The 24,781-nt window shown below is 64.8% G+C and carries 18 protein-coding genes and 1 tRNA gene; 7 read left to right on the top strand and 12 right to left on the bottom strand.

The annotated features are described in order from the left end of the window. Positions 1-18 precede the first annotated feature (18 nt). From AB0M36_RS36470 to AB0M36_RS36455, 4 genes are all read left to right on the top strand, one after another. Complete coding sequence (locus AB0M36_RS36470) at positions 19-597, top strand: XRE family transcriptional regulator (protein WP_364167106.1); 579 nt, start codon at positions 19-21, stop codon at positions 595-597. A 98-nt stretch (positions 598-695) separates the two neighbouring features. Beyond that, positions 696-4,070: a TIR domain-containing protein gene (locus AB0M36_RS36465; protein ID WP_364167104.1), complete on the top strand. Its 3,375-nt coding sequence runs from the start codon at positions 696-698 to the stop codon at positions 4,068-4,070. Positions 4,071-4,186: 116 nt separating this feature from the next. Further along, a complete protein-coding gene (locus AB0M36_RS36460) occupies positions 4,187-4,411 on the top strand; it encodes a hypothetical protein (protein ID WP_364167102.1) in 225 nt (74 codons plus the stop codon). A gap of 62 nt (positions 4,412-4,473) precedes the next feature. Then, complete coding sequence (locus AB0M36_RS36455) at positions 4,474-4,983, top strand: RICIN domain-containing protein (protein ID WP_364167100.1); 510 nt, start codon at positions 4,474-4,476, stop codon at positions 4,981-4,983. A gap of 614 nt (positions 4,984-5,597) precedes the next feature. On the opposite strand, the gene wecB is transcribed toward AB0M36_RS36455, so the two are convergent. The 3 genes from wecB to AB0M36_RS36440 all read right to left on the bottom strand — a co-directional run bounded on the left by wecB (position 5,598) and on the right by AB0M36_RS36440 (position 10,677). Beyond that, on the bottom strand, positions 5,598-6,815 hold the full coding sequence (gene wecB / locus AB0M36_RS36450) for a UDP-N-acetylglucosamine 2-epimerase (non-hydrolyzing) (protein ID WP_364167098.1): 1,218 nt from the start codon (positions 6,813-6,815) through the stop codon (positions 5,598-5,600). Continuing rightward, positions 6,812-9,049, bottom strand: coding sequence for a glycosyltransferase (locus AB0M36_RS36445; protein ID WP_364167096.1), 2,238 nt, complete (start codon positions 9,047-9,049; stop codon positions 6,812-6,814). The genes wecB and AB0M36_RS36445 overlap by 4 nt, the downstream gene beginning before the upstream one ends. 131 nt (positions 9,050-9,180) lie before the next feature. Further along, the gene (locus AB0M36_RS36440) at positions 9,181-10,677 is read right to left on the bottom strand and encodes a stealth family protein (protein ID WP_364167094.1); all 1,497 of its coding nucleotides are present in this window, start codon (positions 10,675-10,677) and stop codon (positions 9,181-9,183) included. A gap of 1,087 nt (positions 10,678-11,764) precedes the next feature. Here AB0M36_RS36440 and AB0M36_RS36435 point away from each other — a divergent pair. The 3 genes from AB0M36_RS36435 to AB0M36_RS36425 all read left to right on the top strand — a co-directional run bounded on the left by AB0M36_RS36435 (position 11,765) and on the right by AB0M36_RS36425 (position 13,283). Continuing rightward, a complete protein-coding gene (locus AB0M36_RS36435) occupies positions 11,765-11,998 on the top strand; it encodes a hypothetical protein (RefSeq protein WP_364167092.1) in 234 nt (77 codons plus the stop codon). Between the two features lie 242 nt (positions 11,999-12,240). Next, the gene (locus AB0M36_RS36430) at positions 12,241-12,495 is read left to right on the top strand and encodes a hypothetical protein (RefSeq protein WP_364167090.1); all 255 of its coding nucleotides are present in this window, start codon (positions 12,241-12,243) and stop codon (positions 12,493-12,495) included. A 35-nt stretch (positions 12,496-12,530) separates the two neighbouring features. Then, a complete protein-coding gene (locus AB0M36_RS36425; RefSeq protein ID WP_364167088.1) occupies positions 12,531-13,283 on the top strand; it encodes a hypothetical protein in 753 nt (250 codons plus the stop codon). Positions 13,284-13,497: 214 nt separating this feature from the next. Here AB0M36_RS36425 and AB0M36_RS36420 read toward each other — a convergent pair. The 9 genes from AB0M36_RS36420 to AB0M36_RS36380 form a co-directional block, all read right to left on the bottom strand. Further along, a tRNA-Arg gene (locus AB0M36_RS36420) sits at positions 13,498-13,570 on the bottom strand. A 352-nt stretch (positions 13,571-13,922) separates the two neighbouring features. Next, complete coding sequence (locus tag AB0M36_RS36415; protein WP_364167086.1) at positions 13,923-15,176, bottom strand: MFS transporter; 1,254 nt, start codon at positions 15,174-15,176, stop codon at positions 13,923-13,925. 53 nt (positions 15,177-15,229) lie between these two features. After that, a complete protein-coding gene (locus AB0M36_RS36410; protein WP_364167156.1) occupies positions 15,230-15,667 on the bottom strand; it encodes a PadR family transcriptional regulator in 438 nt (145 codons plus the stop codon). A gap of 209 nt (positions 15,668-15,876) precedes the next feature. After that, complete coding sequence (gene dpgD, locus AB0M36_RS36405) at positions 15,877-16,710, bottom strand: enoyl-CoA-hydratase DpgD (protein ID WP_364167084.1); 834 nt, start codon at positions 16,708-16,710, stop codon at positions 15,877-15,879. Next, positions 16,704-18,029, bottom strand: coding sequence for a (3,5-dihydroxyphenyl)acetyl-CoA 1,2-dioxygenase DpgC (gene dpgC / locus AB0M36_RS36400; RefSeq protein ID WP_364167082.1), 1,326 nt, complete (start codon positions 18,027-18,029; stop codon positions 16,704-16,706). Before dpgC ends, dpgD begins: the two co-directional genes overlap by 7 nt. Further along, entirely contained in the window at positions 18,010-18,684 is a 675-nt protein-coding gene (dpgB, locus tag AB0M36_RS36395) for an enoyl-CoA-hydratase DpgB (protein ID WP_364167080.1), read from the bottom strand. The genes dpgC and dpgB overlap by 20 nt, the downstream gene beginning before the upstream one ends. A gap of 42 nt (positions 18,685-18,726) precedes the next feature. Further along, entirely contained in the window at positions 18,727-19,788 is a 1,062-nt protein-coding gene (gene dpgA, locus AB0M36_RS36390) for a 3,5-dihydroxyphenylacetyl-CoA synthase DpgA (RefSeq protein ID WP_364167078.1), read from the bottom strand. A gap of 129 nt (positions 19,789-19,917) precedes the next feature. After that, entirely contained in the window at positions 19,918-23,799 is a 3,882-nt protein-coding gene (locus AB0M36_RS36385) for an amino acid adenylation domain-containing protein (protein WP_364167076.1), read from the bottom strand. Positions 23,800-23,810: 11 nt separating this feature from the next. Continuing rightward, on the bottom strand, positions 23,811-24,632 hold the full coding sequence (locus AB0M36_RS36380) for a methyltransferase domain-containing protein (RefSeq protein ID WP_364167074.1): 822 nt from the start codon (positions 24,630-24,632) through the stop codon (positions 23,811-23,813). Positions 24,633-24,781 lie beyond the last annotated feature (149 nt).

Below are 24,781 nucleotides of genomic sequence, written 5' to 3'. Positions count from 1 at the left end.
GCGGAGTGAACTGGCGGCATGGACAGCTCGATCTCGGCGACCCTGGCCGGCGTCGGACCACGCCTGAAGCAGGCCCGCGCCAAGCGGGGAATCACCCTGACCGAGCTCGCCGAGACGACCGGCATCTCCAAGAGCACCCTGTCCCGGCTGGAGTCGGGCCAGCGCAAGGCGAGCCTCGAGCTGCTGTTGCCGATATCGCAAGCCCACCGGATCCCGCTGGAGGAGCTGATCGGCGCGCCGGAGGTCGGCGATCCCCGGGTACGGTTCACGCCGCGTACCCGAAATGGCCGCACGGTGGTCCCCCTCACCCGGCAGCCCGGCGGGTTGCAGAGCTGGAAGGTGATCATTCCGCCGGAGCGCGGCGAGCCGCGGCTGCGGTCCCACGAGGGCTACGAATGGCTGTTCGTGTTGGCGGGCAGCATGCGGCTGATCGTCGGGGACAAGGATCTCGTCATGGGGTCCGGCGAGGTGGCCGAGTTCGACACGCGCCACCCGCACTGGTTCGGATCGGCGAACGACCAACCGGTGGAGATCCTCAGCCTCTTCGGTGGCCAGGGCGAGCGGATTCACGTACGGGCGGCGCCGGCCCGTCGGTGACTTTTCGCACGTCACTGCGGGCCATACCCCGGTTTTCCTCGATGGGTCGCCCCGTGGACAATCGCTCGCACTGATGATCGACCACCGGGAGCCACGGCATGACTTTCGACGGCTTCATCTCGTACAGCCATGCCGCGGACGGCCGGCTGGCACCAGCCTTGCAGCACGGGTTGCACCGACTGGCGAAGCCGTGGCATCGCCGCCGCGCATTGTGGATCTTCCGGGATCAAACCGGCCTGTCGGTCACACCGGCGCTGTGGTCATCGATCCAGCAGGCACTGGATGACTCCGAGTGGTTCGTGCTGCTCGCGTCGCCCGAGGCGGCACGGTCGCCCTGGGTGAACCGTGAGATCAAGCACTGGATCGCGACGAAGCCGGCCGACCGCATCCTGCCCGTGGTCACCGACGGAAAGTGGCAATGGGACGCGGAACGCGGCGACATGGCCGCGGACTCGACCGCCGTACCGGACGCCCTGCGCGGCGTGTTCGCTGAGGAGCCGCTCTTCCTCGACCTGCGGTGGGCTCACGACGACGCGCACCTCAGCCTGCAGCACGCCCGGTTCCGCGAGGCGATCGCGCAGCTGGCCGCCCCTATGCACGGCGTCAGCAAGGACGACCTGGAGGGCGAGGACGTCCGGCAACACCGCCGGGTTCGGCGACTACGCCGGGCGGCCGTGGCGGCGCTGACGGTGCTGACCGTGGCGGCGTCGTTGATCGGCGTGGTCGCCGATCGCAACGCCGACCGTGCCACCGCCTCGGCGGTCGAGGCTCGACGCCAGCAGCAGGTTGCCGCGCAGCAGCGCGGCAACGCCGAGCGGGCCGCGGAGGAAACCCGACGCCAGGAGCAGATCGCGGCGGAACAGCGCGGCAACGCCGGGCGGGCCGCGGACGAGGCGCAACGGCAGAAAGAGAACGCCCGTAAGCAGAAGGCACGCGCACGAACCGCCGCCGCGGAGACGAAGCGGCAGGAGAAGCGCGCACGGCAGCAGCAGGCCGTAGCCAAGCGTGCGGCCGCCGACGCACGCCGGCAGCAGGACAACGCGCGCCGGCAGCGACAGCTGGCGAGACGGGCGCAGGCGCTGGCCGAGGAGCAGAAGGCCGTGGCCCGCGAGCAGAGCAAGCTGGCGCGGCAGTCGGTGAAGGAGACGACCCGCCAGCGGATCATCGCCGAGAAGCAGCAACGCCTCGCCGCGGAGGCCGCCGCGGAGACTGAACGACAGAAGCACGTCGCACGGCAACAGCAGCGGTTGGCCGAGGCGGCGGAGGAGGAGGCGCGCCGCCAGGAACGGATCGCCCGTGAGAACGAGCGGAAGGCGAAGGAGGCCGCCGAGGAGGCTCGCAAGCACGAGAAGAACGCTGCGGAACAGCAACAGGTCGCGATCGGACGCAAGCTGTTCAACCGGGCCGAGGCCACGATCAGCAACGACCCCGCGACGGCACTCAAGCTGGGTATCGCCGCGCAGAAGATCCGACCCGGCACCGAGGTCCGCGGCGATCTCGCGGGCCTCGTCGCGTCCACGCGCCTCGTCGGCATCGCCAACGATGTCGAGTACGTGGGGTACGGGCCGAACGACGTCCTCGCCGTCGTGCACTCCGACCGCACGGCCTCGATGTGGAGCGTGGCCAACCGGGCCACGCCGGTTCTGCTCGGCCCGCTCGGCAGCGGCTCGTTCCTCGGCGAGCCCGTCTTCAGCCCCGACGGCAAGACGCTTACCGTCATCAGCGGCCGGGACTACGAACCGCTGTTGTTCGACGTGTCCGATCCAGCCCGTGCGACCTCGCTCGGCACAGTGCCCGCGCAGGACACCGCGTGGCTCACCATCAGCCCGGACGGAAAGACACTGGCCGCTGTCACCATCCTCGGCGAGTGGACTCTCTGGGACCTGACCGACAGGCGAAACCCCGCTCTGCTCACGAGACAAAAAATGAAGTACGCGTCGGCGATCACGTTCGGCCCAGACAGCCGCACCGTCGTGACCGCCGGCGCCCCGGGAACCGTCTGGGACGTCACCGATCGCAAGCGCCCCACCGAAGTAGGCACCCTGGACGGCAACTGGCGGGTTTTCACCTTCAGTCCGACGCGGCCCCTCCTGGCGGCCAGTGACGAAAACGGGAACCTTGCGCTCTGGCACATGAACGACCGGACGAAGCCGCGGAAGGTCGCGACGGAGCTCGGCCGGGGCTACGCCGCGACGTTCAGTAGCGATGGCCGGACTCTCGCCACCAGCGAGGGCAACGGGACAACCCGCCTGTGGGACATCAGCGAGAACACGCCCGTCCATCTGGCCAACGTGGACGACCACGGGGGTTACGGAGTGTCGCTCGCGTTCAGCCCGGACGGCCGGACCCTGGCCACCGCCGGCTCCAGCGGCACGTTGTACCTGTGGACCGTCGCGGCGCACGGCGAACCGAAGACTCTCGGCCGAGCCGAAGGCGATCCCCAGCACGGACTGGTAGCCGCACTCACGTCGGACGGGCAGCGCCTGACCACCGCATACTTCGGCGGAACGGCCACCGTGTGGAAGGTTTCCGACCCCACCGGGCCCGAGGAGCGCGCCACCATCCGCATCCACCCGGCGAATCTGCACTCGGCGGCGGTCAGCCCCCGGGGCGACACAATCGCCGCGCTCGGATGGGCGACAGACGGAACGGTGACGCTGACCGACATCAGGGATCCAGGGAAGCCGGTACCACTCGGCACGCTGCCCGGTCGGGACTACGAGAGAGCACTGGCGTTCGGTCCGGATGGACGGATGCTGGCCGTTGGCAAGGGATCCCACGTGACGCTGTGGGACCTCGCCGACCGACAACGCCCGACCTTGCTCGCCGACTTCCGAGTGAACGACCTGGCAATGGGCATCGCGTTCAGCCCCGACGGCCAAACCATCGCCATTGCCTCCTCCTCGCGGACAGTAGGCCTCTGGAGTGTGGCCGACCGGTCGAACCCGATTCATCTGGGTACGCTCAAGGGCCACTCCAATCAGGTGCTCGCTATGGCGTTCAGTCCGGACGGGCGCACCCTGGCGACCGGCGGCCAAGACAAGACGGCGGCGCTGTGGAACATCGCCGACAAGACCCGCCCACGCCGACACACCATCCTGACCGGCAACGGTCACGCGGTCTGGTCGGTGGCCTTCGCCCCTGACGGTCGAACCCTCGCGACCGGCACAGCGGATGACACGGCGGCACTCTGGGACGTGACCGAGATGTCCGCCCCCGTTCGCGTCGCCACGCTGCGAGGCGCCAGCGCCAAGTCAGCGTCACTGCTCTTCCACCCGGACGGACGCACGCTCACCACCAGCGGCACGAGCTACAGCAGAACGCGAGCTGTCCTCTGGGACTATTCGACGCTGAACAGTTTGCGCGCCAACCCCGCTGACGTCGCCTGCGCCATCACCGGTGGAGGCTTCAGCCGCGAAGAGTGGGCCGCGTATATCCCGGAGATGCCATACCGGCCGACCTGCACCCGGTGAGGCCACTCAGGCGTACGTCCGGAAGATCGCCGGCGATCACTGTTTCGTAGACTTCCCTGTCTGCGGTCGCCCGGGGTTGGGCGACCGCACGTTCTGGACCTGGAGAGGCACATCAAATGACTGGCATTCGGTTCACCGGGCGGCGTCCCGCTCGACTCCTTCTCGCCGCGGCGACCGTGGCGGGCATCGCCCTGGCCGGCGCCACCTCGGCGCCCGCCGACTCGGAAGAGCTGGCCGGCCGAGGCCGCGGCCTGCGGCCCGTCGACACGACCCTCCTGGTCCAGTACGGCAACGTCGTGCTGCCACAAGACATCGTCGACCTGCGCAAGACCGCGCCCTGACACTGTTCCTTCCACGGGTGCCCGGATGACCTTCCATCGATGTGTTAGGTCATCATCTCCCGATGACACGAATCCGAACCGTGATCGTTTCCGTTGTCGCGGTGCTCAGCGCCCTGGTGGTGGCAACACCCGCCCAGGCCGACCCGCGCATCGTCACGTTCACGTACGCGAACGCATACACCGGCAAGTGCCTGGACGTCAGCTGGGCCAGCCGAGACAACCTCGGCCCCCTCAACCAGTGGGACTGCTACGGCGGTGCCAACCAGCAGTTCCAGGAGCAGTGGGTAGGCACTGACACCTACCTCCTGCGGGCATGGCACAGCGGCAAGTGCCTGGAACCGAAGTACGCCCTCACAACAATCGACACCCCCATAATCCAGTACGACTGCCACGGCGCCCGCCACCAGCAGTGGCGGCGTCTGTGGAAGCAGGACAACACGTTCCTCTGGCAGAACCTGCACAGCGGCAAATGCCTGGAGATCGACGTGATCCGCAATACCGGCGCACTGCAGTACGACTGCAACGGCGGCGCGTTCCAGAAGTGGCGCTACGAACGGTCATTCACGTACTAGCAGACCCGTCACCGCGACGAGGCGGACAGCTCGGGCAGGTGAGCCGTCCGCCTCGTCCTGGCAATGCCGTGGTTGCCGCATGGCGGCACGGCAACCACGACGAAGCCACCATAGGACTCCGACGCCACCCACCACGATCAGCGACACTGCGAAGCCGAGAGCACACCGCACGTTAGGTCTTGTCGGCGCCGAACGAGCGTCGCATTCTCGCTCAACATGCACCCCGGCCCGCCTGACTGGCGACTTCCGGCTGGCGACTCATGCGCTCGACCTCCCAGCGATCGCCACGCGCCAGCAGGCCGACATGCTCTACCAGCCAATACTGCCACCCACGACACCGGACGAATCACCGGCGATCACCCTGGTAAACGATGCACCTAGGCTCGGTTCACACCGGGCCTAGGTGCATCCGTCGTTCGCGCATAGTCCTGCCCTCAGCGGCCTCCCGCCGCGTCGCAGAGCCGCCGCCTGTGATGAGCCGTGAAACCAAGCTCAGCGCCGAGCCCGACGACGCGCCGACCGGCGATCACAGGACTGATCACCGCCGTGACCAGCAACTACCGGCAACGCAATGACCCTGAGGTACCCGAACAGTTACCTCAGGACGACTCAGTTCAAGTCCGCGACGTCGATTTCCTTTGCCGAGGGAGACTGGGTTCGCTGCCTCTCAGAAGGCTCGGATCTCGCGCTTCCCCGTGCTCAGGACTCCCGGAGACGGCCGCGGTCGACAGCGGCTCGCCGGCCCGGATCTTGTCCATCACGTCCATCATCTGCTGCGCCGTCGTGCCGTTACCGTAAGGGTTCGCAATGGCGGCCATGCGCCGGTACTCGTCGTCGTCGTCAAGCAATCGGCAGGCATCCCGCACGATGTCGTCGCGAGCGGTGCCGACGAGGCGTAGCGTTCCCGCCTCCACCCCCTCAGGGCGTTCAGTGGTGTCGCGAAGCACAAGCACGGGCTTGCCGAGGCTCGGAGCCTCCTCCTGGATGCCGCCGCTATCGGTCATCACAATGTGCGAACGGTTGAGGATGTTGTGGAAATCCGTCGTGCCGAGCGGCTCGATGATCCGGATCGATGGCGCCGTCAGGTACTGATTCGCGGCCTGCCGCACCACCGGATTCATGTGAATCGGGTAGACGATCTGGTGACTGTCGCCATAGCGCAAGCCGATCTCATTGATCGCCGTGAAGATCTGATTCAGCTCGGAGAGATTCTCCCGCCGGTGCACGGTCACCAGGATCAGTTTTCGGTCGCCCAGTTCGTCCAGCACCGGATGACGGAAGGCTGGTCGGATGGTGTAGCCGAGCATATCGATCGCACTATTGCCGACCACGAAGATCCGCTCCGGATCTTTTCCTTCCCGCAGAAGGTTCCGCTGCGTCGCCTCTGTCGGCGTGAAGTGGTAGTCGGCGAGCACGCCGGTGAGTTGCCGGTTCATCTCCTCCGGAAAAGGGGAGTACTTGTTGTACGTGCGCAGCCCCGCCTCGACGTGCGACAGCGGCACATGCCGGTACAGCGAGATGATGCTGCCGGCCAGGGTTGCCGACGTGTCGCCGTGCACGAAGATGTGATCTGGTCGAACCTGACCGACAACCTTGTCGAGCGGCACGATGGTCCGGGCCAGGATGTCGGCCAGGCTCTGCTGCTGTGTCATGACCTTGAGGTCGAAGTCAGCGGACATGCCCATTTCGTCAAGCAACTGGTCGAGCATCTCACGGTGCTGACCGGTGTTGACCACAGTGACGTCGTACTGCCGGCGGCGCGCTTCCATGATCACCGGGTACAGCTTGATGAACTCCGGCCGCGTCCCGAAGACGAACATGAGCTTGTTCACTGACCAGCCTCCCCCAGAACGGCCTCGATGATGCGCTTGCGATTCTGTTGGTCGTCATTGAAGGCGAAGAACCTGTCGATCTCGCCCACCTTCTCCGCACTCACAGAAAACCCTCTGTCGGCCGCGGCGAGAACAGCGTCGACGACTGCGTCATGGCGGTAGGCGAGGTCACCCAACTGCGCATAGAGCTGCAGATCGGCCTCGTTGTTCGTACTGTGAGTCTGACTCTCAGGGAAGCTGTAATAGACGACCGGCCGGCGCAGGTAGAGCACGTCGAATGAGATCGTCGAGTAGTCGGTGACCATCAGCTGGGCTCCGGAGAGCAGGTCGGCGAAGCTGACCACGTCTCTGTAATTGAGGATCCGGACGTAGTCACTTTCGGTGAAGCAACCAGCGAACTGGCTGATGCTGGGATGCAACATGAGCTTGAGATGCAATCCGGCCGAAGCCAGGGCGGAATGCATCCGCTCGTCGTGGATCAGGTCTTGCCAGTTCTTGAAGAAATCCGACTCGCGGAACTCCTGCTCCGTTGCCTTGGTCAGGAACGAGCGCCACGTCGGGGCGACCAGGATGTAGTCGCCGGACCGGGCCTTCAAGAGATCGTGTCGAGCCAATCCGGTCAGCTTGAGCTGCTCCGGTCCCAGCCGGTACTGCACGTTGTTGAGGATGCTTTCGTACTCCTGCCGAGCACTCGTACAGAACGTGTGGTAGTTCTTGGTGCCCAGCCAGCCGGACAGATCGGACCGGATGATTCCGTGCTGGAGAAAGTTCAACTTGTAGCGTGGCTTGCCGGTCTGCCCGCCGAATGTCGCCCACGGCGTGATGATTACATTGTCGACGTGCGAGGCGAAGAAGTGTTCGCAGTTGAACAACAAGCGCCAGTGCGCCAAGGTATTGTAGGCCACGACGTTGAAGCCCTCGCGCTTCAGCCGGTAATAGTCCGGCGAGTCCGCCGCGATGACGAAGGCCAGCTTGTCGTGAATCCTGTTTTCGCGAACGTACCGGTAAAGCGCCTCCGAATTGTCGGATGCCTTGTCCTGCCGGTCCATGAAGACCCAGTAGCCGTTCGGTGCGTCGCCGAGACCGTTGGGGGTTCGGGTAGCCCGAACCTTTCCCCAGGCGCGCTCCCGCACGATCCGCCGGCCGAGCTTGAGAGTCTCGCCGGCCTTGATCCCGGCCTTAACGAAGCGCGACTCCAGCACCTTGAGCTTGTTGGCCTGCGAGCGGTTACGTCGAGCCAGCCCCCTGGACCGGTGGTCCATGAAGAAGAGCATCAGCTGGCTGTAGTTGCGGTCCCTCAACAACTCGATGATGCGCCGGTCTACCGGGCTTGCGGTCAGCATCAGCCGGTCGAACCCGAACGCCTCGCATGCCTTGCGAGTGAGCTCGAGCGCCTCATCGGTCTGGTCCGGGTCGAGCAGCAGGAGCTTCGGCAGATAGAAGGTGCGCAGCAGGCCGGCCACCCTGTACGCCACGATCGCATCGCTGAAGTAGACCGACAATGAGTCATCGAGGCCGGCGAAGATTGGCTCCAGATCCTCGTAGACCTTGAGTCGGATCTTGCTGGTGATGCTGCCGGTACGCTCGACCGTGTACAGGTACACCACATCATTGATCTTGGTTATCCGCTCGGCGAGGAGGAGAAACTTCATGTCGAAGATTTCGTCCTCGCTGCTACTGACACCCTCGAGGAACCGTAGCTTGTGTTCCTCGATGAGGCTGCGGCGGTAGATCGTCTTGAGAATGACTGGACGTTGCGAAAGCAGATCCAGTTTGACGGTGTAAGAATTCTGATTGACGTAGGGCTGCTCGGCCAGCCAGTCGATCCAGACCTTACTCTCCGGCCCCTGCTTTTCCTTCACCCCGTAGCGGGTCGCGATCACTACGTCGCTTCCGTGCTGCTCGATTTTCTTGAGCAGCAAGCTGTACCCGTCCTCATAGATGCGGTCGTCCGGGTCCATGAAGATCACGTACTCGCCCCGCGCGACATCGAGACCGGCGTTGCGCGGCCGTCCCGGCCCACCGGAGCCGTGTTCGAAGTTGATCGGGAAGAAGTTTTCCGGAAAGCGCTCCTGGTACCTCTGGATGATCTCCCAGGTGCCGTCGGTCGAGCCGTCATTGACGGGGATCACTTCGATGTGGGCGAGCGCCGTCTGCTTGATGATCGACTGAAACGCATCATCAATGAAGGCTTCGACGTTGTAGCACGCCAGAATAATCGAAACCTTGAACAACGAAACTCCTCCGCATGACGGCGCGCCGGCGACCGGCGTTAAACCTCGTGTTTGAGTTGGGACGGGGTGGGGCGGACGGGACAGTGGTCACGCTGCCGTCGGTGTGACCGGCTGACCGCCGTGAACGTCCGTCATAGCGCGGCCGCATCGGGCTGCTCGTAAGGCGATCGGAAGGGATAGTAAGCCGGTAAAAAGGTTTCCAGCAGCTCAGTCTGAGCCCGTGCCGACTCTTCGGTCGAATTGGTGTCATTCAGGCAAAACAATTGATGGTGCCGTCGCCTGAGAGCAGTGGCGAGTCGCTTCGGCGTGAGCGGGTCTTCGAGATTGCGGTACATGTACTGCACGTCGGCTAGCACAGCGCGACCCGTAAGGTACGCCCAGTGCTGCTGAAGTGACGAGAGCAGGGAAACATCTTCGGGATGCCGGAACTGGTGCGATGCGGTGGCCGCGATTTGGTCCGGATACCGTGCCTCGATTTCGGCCAGCACGCTACGCCGGGCCGCATGCGGGGTGTGTTTGACTTTGAAGGCGAGGAACCGGCCGAACTCTCGCTCGACCAGCTCCCGGTTGTTCTTGCCGGCCGACATGGCGGGCTGTTCATCCGGCGTCACCGGCCCGGAGTCAACCCGGACACGCGACTGGAAGATCCGGGTCTGACCTGAGGGCGTGAAGAAGAAGCTAGGTAGAAGCGGCTGTCCGAAGAACACATCGTCATTGATGTAGAGGAAGTGCTCGGAAAGGCCGTCGATGTGGTGCAGGCGCGTCTCGATCGCCATCGAGTTGAACGTCGGCAGCTTGCCGGCTTCTCCGAAGATCTCCTTGTGGCTGACTACCGTGATCTGCGGGTGATCGACCGTGAGCCACGACGGGACCTGATCGTCGGTGACCAGGAATATGCGCCGCACCCATGGCGCATAGGCGTGCAATGAGCGCAGTGAGTAGCGCAGCTCGTTGCGGGAGATGTAGCGGGAGGCGTTGGCCGCTTCCTCGTTTTCCGACACCCACTCGTTCTCGCCCAGCGCGGCGTTCTTGCGCTCAAGCCACGCCGGATCGGCGCCGTCCACCCAGGTGTAGACCACGTCGATCGGGAAGTCGATGTGATCCAGCGCCGGCAGCAGAAACGGCCGTCGCGTGCGGTAGCTGCTGCTGGAGCCGACTCCATGGAAGTCCCCGAACGTTGCCTCCGAGGCGCTGACTTCCGGCTCGACGTTCAGAAGCACATCAACCGAAAGGTTGGGCCGCGGCGCGACCAACCGGTCGGGAAGCTCGCTCCAGAACTCGACCTCGCAGGCATACTCCCGACCCAGCAGCAGTCGCCGCTCGGGATCGGTGACCGGCCAGTACAGCGCGGTAGCGACCGGCTCAGCAGTCTCGTCCGGCAACGTACCGGCCTTGGGCGATGCGGGCATGACGGGCTCGAGGATTCCACCCTCCGCAACGAGACCGGACAGGATCCGCTCGACGCGATCCCGGAACGACTCCGGTACCCCGACGACCGTCCGCTGCCACTCCACCGGCGGGATGCGGAAGTAGGGAACATCCTGGGCTGCTAGTGCGCCGACCACGCGGTCGAGATTGTCGGTCCGCACCGAGAGTGGCGAGGCCGCTGGATCGATGCGGGCTGACATGACCTCCCGCGACGGCTGCCTGGGCGGCTGGAGCCGCCGCACAAGGCCATCACGTACCGGTACGGGAAGCCATCGGAACATCCAGCGTCGAACCTGTTGCGGAGCCATTGCCCGCGCAAGACGCACCGCCTGCACCTGAATGTCCCTTCCGTCCGACTGCACAGCGGACCCGGTCGTGGCCTGACCTCTCGGATGAGGCCGGGCTGCGACACTGACCGCGCGCAGAGGCGCCCTACCCTCTCTGCGACGAGAAGGCCTGACGCCACGCCGGACTCGATCGGCGGCAAGGTTAACACCTTCGTGATCAGGCTGGCATCCTCATGCCAGCCGCGATGGTGGTCCTGCGCGGTCAAAGCATGGTGGAAATGTGTCGACTTCCACATCCAGGACGCGGTGCTCGGTCGGCGGCGGCCGCATCCGCGGCTAACGCGCCGAGCGACCAGGACACCGGTCTGGGAAAACAGCAGCCCCACGACACCCCTAACACCCGCCGTCTAACACCGCCAGCCACAGCCGATAGACATGCAGTTCAGAAGGGTGGGCCGCCGGGGACTCGAACCCGAACTTTGGGAGTAACGGGGCAGGTGATCACGGGAGTGGCGGATAGATCATCAGACGTAGTCCTGAGCTTGGACTGACGCGACTTCACTCGTGCGCCCAGTGTCATCGGCGGTCATCACCGGAAGCTTCGAATCATGCCCATAGTCGGCAAATATCTCGGTAACGGCAGCGGCACTGGCGCAGGTTGCCGTCGCCGTGCACCGTGACGTCACCTTCTCTGCCTCCTGCCGGAAGGATCTGCTAGCCGTCTGTCTAAGTCCCTGGCCGCTTCATGCGCTTCCGCGGAGGTTGGGGCTGTCGTTGAGGTAGTGGAGGCACGGTCGACCGCTCACGGCCCTGCTGGTTGGCGCCGATGTCCTTCGCCTGCACCCATGTCACGTGATAGCTGTCAATCCACGCACCCTCTACATTGGGTTCATGTCCAAGGGCCAAGTCGTATTCCCGATCATCACGGGCGCTATCGCTCTCGCAGGATTTGCGTAGACGAGCATTTGGGCACTGCGCACCTTGGCGCCACTCTGGTCCGATGATCGCCCTGCGGCTGGGTGTGGGGCCCGATCGAGCCCTGCGGGTCGCCGAGCACGTCGGCACCGGCGGCCAGTTCGCCACGGTCAAGCTCTACAGCCCCGGCATCCTGATCGGTAACGCGAAGGGCCGGAAAGACACGGCCGGGTTCTGCCAGGACGCAGCATGCGGCCACGCGCCGTTCACGGCACCTACGAAGCGCTCCAACTCGACTTCTGACCCATTACAAACATAAACCGAGCCAGGCTCGGCGCTGCTCTGCGGCGACGGGCCTGGCATACCGCCATGCCCACCAACGCCAAGGAGTAGAGCCATAGTGGAGGACGAGCTAATGACCACTATCGTTGGCGCGAGCTAGGCATCGCCCCAACCTGCATCAAGCTGCCAAACAACGAACTGCGCATATGGCGCAGCGAGTTGAGTGCGTGGCTGGAGGCCAGGCGTGAACAGAAGGACGCGGCGACATGATGGCGCGATGTGCGGATCTGGCCGATCCGCGTCAACGAACTCGGCCCACGCAAGAAGTCATACACAGTGCGGTGGAAGGTGGCACACAACAAGCCCACCAAGACGTTCGCCAACCGGACGCTTGCCGACAACTTCCGGTCGGAACTCAAGTCGGCGTTCAACAACGGTCAGCAGTTCGATGTTGAGTCCGGCTTACCACCCTCCATGCTGACCACCAAGGACGTCACGACGTGGCTGGAATTGTTCGGCGCTACATCGCAATGAAGTGGCCGGCGACGGCTGCCACGTCGCGAGAGTCGATGACCGACGCCCTGGCAACGGTGACACCCGCTTTGGCGAAAGACAGGGACGATCGACCCGACACATCGTTGTTGCGGAAGGCGCTGCGACTACACAGCCTGCTCCCCAAGAGCCGGCGCGAGGAGCTACCGCTGGACGCCGCAGCAGCCTTGCGCTGGCTGGAGGAGGCGAGCTTGCCGCTGACAGACCTGGCCAACGCCGAAACGGTACGGCAGGGCCCCGATGCGGTCGCCCTGAATTTGGACGGCACCGCGGCGGCGGCAACGACTCACCGGCGCAAGCGATCGGTCTTCTACAACGTGCTTCAGTACGCGGTCGAGCTTGAGCTGCTGGACTTCAATCCGGTGGACAAGCTGCGCGTCAGTGCCAACCGTAAGAAGGTCGCCGAGGTCGTCGACCGCCGTTCTGTCGTGAACCCACGGCAGGCTCGTGAGCTGCTGATCGCCGTGTCGTACGTCGGTAGCCGAGGCAAGCACGCCAAGCGCGGCGAGCGCCTGGCGGCGTTCTTCGCCTGTCTGCACTTTGCGGCGTTGCGCCCCGGCGAGGCGCTGAGCCTGCGGGCGCAGAACTGCTACCTGCCCAAGAAGGGCTCGGGGTCACTGACCGTTGAGCGATCACACCCGGCGGCCGGCAAGCGATACACCGACCGCGCCGGCCACTCCGCAGATGTCCTACTGAAGGTCTACGCCAAGTGCATCGACGGCGACCGCGACACGATGAACGCTCGGATTGAGTTCGCTCTCGCCGCCTAGGTGGAGCGTCCCGTGAAGCAGTCCCATGACACGAGGCACTACACGCACCGGCTCTGACCAGCCCAAACGCTTTCAAGATCATGACACGCATTTGCCACAACTGGCGGCAACGGGCTGCCTTGAGCGGCATCTGGCCGCCTACGAGGCCAAGATCTGCTGATCTTGCTGCCGTGAATACAGCCTGCTCAGAAGGCGTTGTGGCTGGTCCAGGAGGTGCCCCCGGCAGGAATCGAACCTGCGACCTGCGGTTTAGGAAACCGTTGCTCTATCCCCTGAGCTACGAGGGCGCGAGTCGTCAGCTTACCTGCCAGCGGGTACCCACGCGTACCAGGGCGTGCCGACCGCTGCCAACGCGTCTGACCTGCCGTTGCTCCGACCCATGGAGCAAATATGGAGCACACGGATCACCGCCTGACCGGTCCCGTGCCAACCCGTACCAGGTGGTACCAACGGCTGCCCACCGGTGCCAACGTCTCACCGAGCAAATACCGAGCAACCAGAAGAGCGAAAATCTCACTGCCGGACGCCGACGACGCGGTTGCAGCCCGGCTGGCATGCGCCGGGACCGCTGCCCGGCGCGCCGCCTCGAACGCCGGTGCCGCGCCGCGGCGACCGGACCCGAGCCCAGGTGCACTCAGCTCAGGATTCTTCGGGCCAGCGCGCTCGGCGGATACGCCGGTCGCTGGCCGCCCAGGCGACCGTGAGGGCGAGTACGCCGGCGAGCAGGACGACGGCTCCGGCTCCTGGCAAATGTTCCAGGAGCATGCCGGAGCTGAAGACTCCCAGCGAGGCGCCGGCGCCAAGCACGGTCATGAAACCGGTGAATGCGCGGCCTCGCTGATCGTCGGGTATTTGGCGGAAGATGAGCACGTCGACCAGCACCCGCATGGAGGGCCCGCCGAGGCCGAGCAGGAACAGTGCGGTCCCGATCCACCACGGCCCCCAGGGCAGGGCGAGCGAGGCGATGAACGCAACCGCGGTGAATCCCAAGAGGAGCATGAGCGATCCTGGGGAGAAGGCTCGATGGAGCGGCTTGACCAGCAGGGTGCCGGCGAGGCCACCTAGCGCGAGTCCCATCGATGTAAGGCCGACCACGGTGGCGGGTGCGCCTGTCCGGCTCAGCAGGACGACCACGATCAGAATCAGTGGTGCGGTCACTGCGTTGAGCGCCGCAGCGAAGATCATGCTGTGCCGTAGCACAGGGGTGCGCCACAGCATCGTGAGCCCGGCCGAGATCCCTGAGAACGGCGAGCCCTTCTTTCCGGTCTCACCGTTCGCAGCTCCGCTAGGCAGACGAACGAACAACGCGCATACGAGCGAGATGAGGAAGGACAACGCTGTGGCGATGAAGGGCAACACGCTCGCCGCGGCATAGAGGAAGCCGCCGAGCGGCGGACCGCCGAGTCCGGCAGCGTGAGTGCGGACTTCTTCCTGGGTCAGCGCGGCGGTGAGTTGGTGCGGCGGTACGACCGAGCGGACCAACAACATCCGAGCGGAGCCACCCAGAGGTTGCACGGCGCCCACGGCGGCCGCTACCACCAGGAGGTGAGGAAGCGTCAGCGCGTCGGCCAGCACGGCGACGAGCACGCTGGCTGAGGCCAGAACCCGGACGCCTTCCATGATGATGAGCAGCGTGCGCCGGTCATAGGAATCCGCGAGCGCTCCGGCGGGCAGCCCCACGAGCAGCGCGACGAACAACTGTAAGCCCCCGAACGCGCCGGCCCACGCGGCTGACCCGGTCACACCCAGCACGACCAAGGGGTAGACGAGATCGGTGACTTCTTTGCCGAGGAAGGCAAACGCTGATCCGCTCCAGAGCAGTTGGAAGTTCTTGTTTCTTCGCAGCGGTGGCGAGGTCGCTGGTGGACTGGTGAGAGTGGCTCGGTCAGTCATCGGATCTCCTCGGAGAGGATGGTCGGAGCGCACGCAGCGCGAAGGGGTGTGCTTCAGTCCGGGAAGAGGCGCTGCAGATCGCGATGTGCGTGTTCGAGGATTGACGCCGCTCGGATCAGCCGCTCCGGTGACTCGGCATCCGTTAGCCGCGCTGCTGCAAGGTGCAGCTTGTCGCTGATCTCGTGAACCCGGGCAGCACCGGAACTCTGCGGCGAAGGCTCCCCCGCCCACAGCCTGTCGAACTCCGATCGCTGCTGCGCCGCCACTTCCCGGCCGGATGGCGTCAATTGATGACGGCGCTCCGGTTCGTCGTCTGGGGCTCTGACTAGGTTCTCGTCGACGAGCTGGGAGAGAGTCGGGTAGATCGAACCGGCGCTGGGTCGCCACCGTCCTCCGCTACGCGCGATGATCGACTGCATCAACTGGTAACCGTTGCTCGGTGACTCGTCGAGCAGCCCGATCAGCGCGATTCGAACGTCCCCCTTACGCATCCTCACCCGCGGATGTGTGGGCGGCTCGGGAGGAGGGGGCGGCAGCGGTGGTTTAGGCGGAAGGGGTGGACGCCAGCCGGACTCGCCGGGGCCGATGTGGATGTGCGTGCCTGGCCCCTGTGGGTCTAGATTCATCAATGTCTCCGATCCTCGGGCACCCGATAACGATATATCGTTACGGGGTGCCCGGCAACCTCGAACATTGAAGATCATCGGCCTAGCCACTGTGGTGCCCGCTTCTGGGCGAACGCCTTCGGGCCTTCACGAGCGTCGAGGCTGCGTGACCTGATCTCCTCCCATCGGTAAGACGCCGTGAAGGCGACAGGGAGAGGCATGTCGATGGACTGCATGGCAGCCTGTTTGATCGCCCGGACAGCGAGTGGCGCGCTGGCAAGCAGGTCGTCGAGCCAACCACCGAGGCATTCATCAAGTTCGCCAGGTCTGGCGACATCGTTGATTAGGCCCAGGGCCATCGCACGGTGCGCCGGAAGACGCCGCCCCGTGAGCAGATAGCCCATGGCCGTCTTCAGGGGTGTCTGGCGCACCAGCCGGAATACCCCACCTGCCCCAGGCACCAGGCCGAGACGTGCCTCGGGCAGGCCGAATGATGCGTGCTCGGCCGCCACCACCAGATCGCAGGCCAACGCCAGCTCGAAGCCACCACCGAGGGCGTATCCATTGACCCGGGCAATCACCGGTTTCGACAGGTCGAACCGCTCGGTCAACCGCGGCCAACCAGGCTGGCCACGGCTCCCGAACGTAGTGCGATGCGAGCCGGACCGATCGAGTTCCGCTCGCTCCTTGAGGTCCTGACCAACAGAGAATGCCTGATCTCCTGCTCCGGTCAACACCGCAACCCAGAGATCATCGTCTGCTTCGAAGTCGTCCCAGACATCGGCGAGCTCGGTGTGCATCTGGAGGTCCATGGCGTTCATGGCTTCCGGTCGATCAAGGGTTACCCAGGCGACACGATCGCGCTTCTCGTAGCGCACGCGCGGCTTGCCGGTAGCGCACATAAAACATCCTTCGTACGTGATCAGCACGCCGCGGTACCGGCATGCGCACCGGACGTGAAGCGGGTCACCTTGTTCATCACGTCCTTGCTGTAAAGCCGCTCCGCCTGCTCCACAGCAAAATCCGCCAGGTAGCGCCGAAGATCGTCGGCAGGTTCATCCGCCACGTTGAGCATGTGTCTATTGGCGACTACCGCCGGGCTATCCAGGCGCCTGACCTCGGTCTCGACCGCGAGGTCCAGATCTCGGGCGGGCCACACCTCATCGAAGAGCAGTGAGCCCTCGGGCTCCCCCGCCGTGACACGCTGGCCGGTCAGGATGATCTGGCGCGACAGACGAGTTCCGACGGCCCGAGTGAGGCGTAGGTTAGCGGCGCCGGGAACGATGCCTTCCTGGGCAGCGGGCAGGCTGAAGTACGCCCCGCGTTCGGCGATGATTCGATCGCAGGCGAGCATGACCTGAGCGCCTCCCCCGATAGCGAACGCGTCGACCACAGCGAGCCACGGCTTGTGCACCGCGCTACCGCGCCAAGCCGATTCCGGGTCGCCGCTCAAACCGTGAATGATCTTTGCGATATATCCGAGCTCGCGACGCATGAGGAAGTTCAGGAAGGAAATCTCACCGGAGTGAAGCTTGCGAAGATTGATGCCCGAGCTGAAGACGCGGCGACCGGCGTACTTCGGATGAGTCATCACGCCGCCTCTCAGCACTCCCACGCGCACCGTGGGGGCCAGCATCGCCAAGTCGACAGCGGTCTCCATGTCCTCGACCTGCTCGTTGTCCTCGGCGTTCAGGCAGTCGTCACGATGCATGGTGAGGTAGGCAGCTCCGTCACGCAGCTCGACGGCGACTGAGCCGAGTGTCACCTCGCCTTCCGCGAGGACGGTGGGCAGAAGGCGCTGCGCTCGTTCGGTGGGTCGCCGCATTGCTTCCAACATGTGCAGTCCGGCGACCTGCGACCGGAGCAGGTGGCTTAGGAGGATTGCTTGTTCGACGTCACGCCCTTCCTTCTGCGCCGGTGGCAGGAGCTGTTCTTCCTCGGCCTCCCGCCGTGATGGCACGAGGCCTGGAACCAGCCGGGCGGCGCGGTCGCAAATCTCGTCGATCCGCAGGTAGAGACTCCGGCCAGCAGTGATTTCGTCGTACAGCCGGTCAGCGTGCTTTCGAAGGAATACAACTGATCGAGCGTACAGATCCTGCCTTGCAGACTCGAGCTCCTGCCGCTGCCGCGGAGTGCGAGCAGCAACGACCGGGAACGCCCGCCGTAATGTGGCGACCCGGTCGGCCGCCGCGGTGACGGCCTCGGCTTCAGGGCCGGCTGCCCAGGGTTCAAACCAGCGCGGCACCATCGGGGGCCTCCTCATTTCTACGCTGGCGAGTCACTCGGTCGCACGCCGCAAGATGCCGTCCCAACGCCTCCTCGAAGGGTGTCGTGGTGGCCTCGAGCATGAGCTGACGGCGCACTGCCAGGTCGTCGCCGGAGACCGCGGCAGCCAACTTGCACGCTGCGTCGACGGCGGCGGGCAAGTCATCGACGATTTCATGGACCAAGCCCAAGGAAAGGGCTTCGCCAGCGTTGAGAGCCGAGCCGAACAGCAGGTGCCTTCTAACTGCAGCGGCTCCGATTTGGTTGCTTAACCGGTGAAGCATCATGCCGGGCCAGACGGCTCCTCCTGAGGTTGAAACATACAGATGACAATCATGGGTAGCGATCCGCAGATCAGTGGCAAGCAGGGCCTCGACGGCCGGTCCGGCGCAATCTCCTCTGACCTCGGCGATCGTGGGCGCGTTCAGGCGTTCGAGCCTCCTCAGCACTCGTTCCCACTTGTTGACCAGGGCGGTGCTCGGGGTTGAGGCGACGATGGCGGTAGGCCTGCCGGTCAGCTCGAGGACGGGTACAACGCTGGGGCCTTGATTCTCGACCCGATCGATGAATTCCTCCAGACCAACAACTAAGGACCGGGACAGAGGCTGGCTACCATCGATAACGTGGCGAAGTTGCATCTTTTCTCCGATTATCTGCAAAAAAGGGAACAGTTTGTCGATTCACCATCGGACCAGTGCGGTCTCGATCGTGGAGCCGGGCCCCATCGTCATCAGGAGGCCGTACTCACCTCGCTGCACGGACTCCTCGTTGAGCAGGCGCTCATAGGAGAAGAGGAAGGATCCGCTGGAAAGGTTGCCGTAGTCGCGTAGCACACCGATGGTGTGTCGCAGGTCGTAGCGAGTCAGTCCGAGGTTGACTCCGACGGCGTCGATGACCTTCTTGCCGCCGGAGTGGACCAGCCAGTGAGCGATGTCCGACTGCCGAAGACCATTGCGCTGCAGCAGCTGACCGACCGTTGCGCGCGCATTCGCTCCGACGACGTAGGGGATGTCCGGGTCGAGGTAGAAGCTAAATCCGTGGTGGACAGAGTCCCAGTCGTAACGCATGGCGTCGACCGCCTCGGGGATGATGCAGCTGACGAAGTCGATGATTCGGGGCATCAGGTCGCTGCCGGGAGCGGCGTCCCGGTCGGCCCCAGCTGCTATGGCGACTGCGGCGGCACCATCGCCGAACAGACTGTTGACCACCGCGCTGCGCATGGTGCCGTCGAATACGTACGCTGCCGAACACGCCTCGATACAGACCATCACGGCCAGCTCACCCGGCCGGCCCCGGGCCCACCCGCTAGTGACGTTCAGGCTGTTGAGCCCGGCGTTGCACCCCATGCCCACCACGTCGGCGCGGGAGGTGTGCCGACTCAGCCCGAGTTCCTTGATCAGCAAGGCACTGAAGCCCGGGGTGAGGAAGCCTGTCGAGGTCGTGCAGCAGAGGTAACGCACGTCGGAGATATCGGCGCCGATTCGCTTGAGCGCCTCCTGAACGGCACGGGACCCCATCGCTATGCCCTGGCTCTTGTGCTTGGCGAGAAGCCGCCCGGTGTCCTCAGCCGCCGGGAAGCCGTCCGCATTCGGCTCGGGCAACGTAAGGAACCGCCGGTCGATGGCGCTGTTGAGGAAGACCGACCGAACTTTGGGGTCGGTGATGCCGAAGATCTGGAGAAGATCTTCCTGCGAGTACGAATTGGCAGGCACCGCCGTGCCGACCGAAAGAATGCGTGCCATGGCACTCGTGTCCAGGTCAGGCTGCGACCCGGTTCGTGTCAAACCCGGGTGAGGTAGCACGGTGCTCGTCATCGGTAGGTCCATCCCCACATTCGTTTCCTACTCTTGATGAGGCGTTTCATGACCTTTTCAGGCAAGGCTGTGCATCCTCTCTGTGATGACTGGCGCAATCTCGGCCAAGACCCGGGCGGTCACGATGTCGAGGTGCCCGCAGTGGATGTCCACGTTCGTCACGCTTCCGCGTAGGTAGGGAACCCACACCTGCGCGGTGTGGCCCTCCGCGACGGCGGTGAAAGTCAATGTCGTTCCCGTGTACGGAACCGGACGGTGATCGGCCAGCGCTTCAAGGTTCAGACCCGTAACGGCGAGCAGTCGATCGAGGGTCTCGTCGTCGAGCGATGCGAGAGGACTGCCGGCGGCGGTCAGAGCCGCGCGACGGTCACCGTTCCGACTCAGAGCGACACCACCGAACCCGACGTAAGCCACATGACTGTAGGTGGGCTCGGTAGGCCCGTCGCCGCCGGGATGCGCATCAAACATCACCAGCAGTTCGGTGCGCTTTCCCTGATTCTGGAGGTCTACCGCGATCTGGTGGGCCAAGGTGCCGCCGAACGACCACCCGGCGAGCAGGTACGGACCGCTCGGCCACAAGCTGACGATCTGGTACAGGTACGCCGCTGCGAGATCCTGCACGGACCGCGGTCGCAGCTCGCCGCCCGCGAGGCGGGAGTCCTGCAAGATATGAATCGGGTGGTCGTCAGGTAAGTGACTCGGTAAGGAGGAGTATCCCCAGCCCAGCCCGTTGGCTGGGGGCAGGACGAACAGCGGTGCGCGCTTTGCACCGGGGCGGTAGCTGAGTACCGCATCCGGCGCGGCTCCGCCACGTTGTAGCAAACGGTCGAGCCGGGCCACGGTGGGCGCGGCGAAGATGCTGCGCACCCCTACTTCGAATCCGAGCTCCATGGTGATCCGGTGGGCCAATCGAGCCGCAGAAAGTGAATGCCCTCCGAGGTCGAAGAAGCCGTCATCCACACCTACGTCGGACGTCTGAAGCACCTCCGCAAACAGGTCGAGGAGGAGATGCTGGCGTGGGCCGACCGGCCGACCGGCGGATCTATGACGCTTGGGTGCCGGCAGCGCCGCCCGATCGGTCTTTCCGTTGGAGGTCAGCGGCAGCGCGTCCAGCAGAACCAGGAATGCCGGGATCATGTAGTCGGGCAGTATCGAATCGAGATGGTCGCGGAGTCCACTTTCGGTGACGGCCATACCCGGGTGCGGCACGACGTACGCCACGATGCGACGCTCATCGGTGGTTGCGTCTTGAGCTACGACAACCGCGGCCGCTACTGAGACGTGCCGGGCGAGCGCTGCCTCGATCTCCCCGAGCTCGATACGGAATCCCCGGATCTTCACCTGGTGGTCAGTACGTCCGAGGTACTCCAGCTCGCCGTCGCGGGCCCATCGGCCCAGATCGCCGGTGCGGTACATCCGGCAGCCGGGCGGGCCATAGGGATCGGCGATGAAACGTCCGGCGGTGAGGCCGGGGCGACCTAGGTAGCCGCGGGCCACCCCGGTCCCGGCCAGGTAGATCTCGCCCACCGTGGCATCCGGCACTGGTCGCAGCTGGTCATCGAGCACATAGACGCGAGTGTTGGCAATGGGACGACCGATCGACGGTTGCCCCGGACGGGCGTCGATGACCGCCCAAGTCGAATAGACCGTGGTCTCCGTCGGGCCGTACAGATTAATGAGTTCCGCGCCACGCGTCCTCAATTCCTGAGCGAGACCGGACGGGAGAGCTTCCCCACCAGAAAGCACGCGCAGGCCGAGCAACGCTTCCGGCGCGCTGCCGACCAGCATTTGCCACAGGCCGGGCGTCCCCTGCATCACGGTGATGCGCTCACCCCTGATGAGGTTTGCGAGGTCGGCCGGTTCTCGGGTGGTGTCCCGGCCGACGATGACGACAGTGGCGCCGACAATCAACGGTTGAAGCAGTTCCAGCAGGGACAGATCGAAGGACGCGGTGGTCACCGCGGCGAATCTGTCCGAGTCGTTGAGCTGTAGGGATTCCCGCATCGCCAGCTGGAAGTTGACCAGGTTGGTGTGGGACACCACCACGCCCTTCGGCCGGCCCGTCGATCCGGAGGTGTACATGACGTACGCGGCGTTGTCCGCACCGGCCGGAGGTGTGCTGCGGCTGCGCGGGATCGGAACCGGCGTCGCGAAATCGTCGAGCATGATCCGTGGGCAGCTGTCGATGGCTGGTAGCAGGTCGGCGCTCTGCCGATCAGCGAGAAGCATGATCGGCGACGCGTCCGCGAGCATGGAGGTAATGCGTTCAACTGGATGCGAGGTTTCCACGGGAAGATAGGCGCCGCCAGCTTTCCACACTGCCAGGATTGCCGTTACCAGGGCGGTCGACCGAGCAAGCGCCAGGGCGACGATTCGTTCGGGGCCGACTCCGCGGTGATTCAGCACTGTGGCGAGTCGTTCCGCTTGGTCGTCGAGCTGCCGGTACGTTAGCTCCCCGTCGGCGGCCCGTACCGCGATCCGGTCCGGCGTCACACGGGACTGTTCTTCGAAGAGATCGATGAACCGGTCCGCATGCAGCGGAAATGCGGTGTCGTTTCGAGCCGTCACGATGTCGTGTCGGTTGGCTGGGCCGAGGATGTCGTACTCGCTGATCCGGCGGTCCGGAGTGTCCGCGACCAGCTCCAGAAGTCGGCTGATTTGTCGTGCGATGGCCTCGGCACCGGTCCGGCAGAAGAGATCTTCGGCGTACTCGACGACGCCCTCGATGCCAGCCGGATCACCCGCTGGGTCCCACTGCTCGCTCAGATAGAACGAGAGATCGAACTTGGCAGCGGCGTTCGTAGGGCGCAAGGTTCTTCCCGGCAGACCGAGAAGTTGGACGTCTCCAGTCCCGCCGCTCGCCAGCAGGAAGAAGACCTGGAAGAGAGGATGGCGAGCGAGCGAGCGAGCCGGCTGCAGGGCTTCCACAAGTCTCTCGAACGGTAGCTCCTGGTTGTCGAAAGCGCGTAGGTCGGTGTCTCGCACCCGGTCGAGCAATGTGATGAACGTCGGATTCCCGCTCGCGTCGGTGCGCAATACAAGCGAGTTGACGAACAGGCCCACTGCGTCGTCCAAACCGTCGTCGACGCGGCCGGTCACCATGCTGCCAAGGGGGATGTCCGTACCGCATCCGAGCCTGGTGAGGAGTGCAACGATCCCGGCTTGCACTGTCATGAACATGGAGGCCCCGCGGGCTTGGGCGAGGGCACGCAAACGACGATGCGTCGAGGCGTCGAGGCGGAAGGCGACCGAGCCACCCTGGTATGAAGCCTGCGCCGGCCGAGGAAGATCTGAAGGCAGGGTGAGTTCTTCGGGGAGGTTGTGCAGAGTCGCGCGCCAGTAGGCGAGCTGTCGGCTCATCTCGCTGGCCGGATCGTCCTCGGCGCCGAGCAATTCCCGCTGCCACAGTGCGTAGTCACCGTATTGGACGGGCGATGACGCCCACCGCGCCATGCCGCCGTTGAGCCGTGCTGCATATGCCTCGGAAAGATCGCGGTTGAGTGGTCCTGCCGAGGCACCATCGCAGGCGATGTGGTGCAGCACCAACACGATCACGTTGTCGTCTTCGGCAACGGAGAAGAGGTCGACGCGCAACGGGAGCTCCGCCGACAGGTCGAAGGGGTACGCGCATGCCTCCGCTACCCGGGCCTCGACCTGCGCCTCAGTAACGGCCTCCGTGCGGATAGACACCAACGCCTCGGCGGTTGGCAGGACGCGCTGATGGGGCTCGCCGTCGACCTCGACATAGACCGTACGCAACACCTCGTGTCGCGCCACGAGGTCCCCGACCGCCGCCCGGAGCGCCGAGGTATCCACTCGGGCACGGATCCGGCTGACCAACGGAACGTTGTAGGTGCCTGACGGACCCTCCAGACGGTGCAGAAACCAGAGCCTGCGCTGGGCGTACGACAGTGGAATCAGTGCCTGCTGCAAAGCCACGGACGACTCAATCAAGGCTTCCGCCAAACCGTGACGTGCGACTCGAAATAGTCGTATTCTCGCGGATTCTGTCGCAAGACTCCCGGCTCATCCGTCTCCAGCAGAAGCTCGAGGTCGTTCTGGAGTAGCGCCTTCAACGCGTTCTCGCTCGGGTCCCCGGTCGCCGCGGAACCCAGCCACACCCGAGGATCGCTGTACTCGGCATACCAGGACCATGGGCAAGCGACCATGATGAGGCCGCCACGGCGCAGGATTCGATCCGAGGCGGTGAACTGCTTGAGGCAAGCGGACGGCTGCCGTACACGGTCGAGAACGTTTGAAAGCAGAACAGCGTCGAAGCTCCCATCGGGCTCGGACAGGCGGTCGGCATCGCCGATCTCGAACCGGACGCGGGCCCGGGAGTCCGAATCCGCTACCCGGACATGTACCTCACGGTGGAAGGGACCCTGCTCCATCACGCTGAACGTGCCGCCCCCGTGTCGGGTCAGAGTTTGCGCTACCTCGATGGAGCGCCGGCTGATGTCGACCCCGACCACTTCGTCGGTGACCCAGCCGCTGAGGGCATGAGTCACCCCTCCCACGCTGCAACCCACATCCAAGGCTCGAGCCACCGGCGTGCCACTGCGCTGCGCGAATTCCTGCAGCAGACTTGACAGCCGCTGGCAGTACCCATGTGCCAGGGCCAGGGGATGCGTCGCACGGTCGAACTGATCGTCGCGGGTGCCGTAGTGCATCAGCAGGTACTTGGAGATGTCCCGAGACGCTTCGTAGGGGGTGTCCGTGTCAACCGCAAGGAGCTCGTCGCCTTTGAGGAGAGGGGCAGGAAACGTCACCGGTCTTCCTTTCCTGTAGTCAGACGCCCTGGCGTGCCGCACGAGGGCGCAGCAGCGGGCGGTTGGGTCGGTTGGTGGTGAGGTGGGGTTCGAGGGTGGCGGGGGTGGGATTTTCGAACAGGGTGCGCACGCCGATATCGCTGCCGAGG

The organism is Actinoplanes sp. NPDC051346 (assembly GCF_040682215.1).
In the GTDB taxonomy this organism is placed as follows: Bacteria; Actinomycetota; Actinomycetes; order Mycobacteriales; family Micromonosporaceae; genus Actinoplanes.
This window is presented reverse-complemented; position numbering and strand designations above follow the sequence as displayed.